At 40.8% G+C, this 485-nt stretch carries 1 protein-coding gene; it reads right to left on the bottom strand.

Annotation, left to right across the window (positions count from 1 at the left end; genetic code table 11):
- Positions 1-218: 218 nt before the first annotated feature.
- Positions 219-386 carry a hypothetical protein gene (locus PPOP_RS23420; protein WP_006286523.1) on the bottom strand — a complete coding sequence of 56 codons (168 nt, stop codon included), beginning with the start codon at positions 384-386 and terminating at the stop codon, positions 219-221.
- Positions 387-485: the final 99 nt, after the last annotated feature.

Genomic DNA, 485 nt, shown 5'->3' with positions numbered 1-485 from the left:
AAACGTCACTCCCTTTGGAATAATTTAACTTTCGACTACACTATAGTATATGAAGACATGATTGTAAATAGTAATGTTAATAACTTACGAAGATGAAAGGATAAATAATAATGTCCTTTAATTTCGGATATCTGCGACCATCACCGCTCACTGCGGGAAGGTTGTTTATGATACAAACGGATAAGCAAAAGCCCCGGATTGCTCCGGAGCCCTATTAATTAATACTCAGACTTACGATAGTGTTCCGCTGCCTCCACTACTGACACCTCATCATGGATGCGGTACATTATCTTTGTTAGTGCTTTAATCTGCTCCCAGTTAAATCCCGCCTGTTCGGCTGCCAATATCACGTATCCAAAACATGCTTGATTGCTCCAGCTATCCATAATTATCAACTCCAAATTCTGTTTTCAAAGAATATATGTGAAACGGTTGCTATGCATGACAACCGTGTAGGCGGATATCCGCGACCGTAGCCGCTAGAT

Origin of the sequence: Paenibacillus popilliae ATCC 14706 (genome assembly GCF_000315235.1) — a bacterium.
Classification (GTDB): domain Bacteria; phylum Bacillota; class Bacilli; order Paenibacillales; family Paenibacillaceae; genus Paenibacillus_B; species Paenibacillus_B popilliae.
Note: the sequence above shows the minus strand (reverse complement) of the source record. Positions and strands in the feature narration are given on the sequence as shown.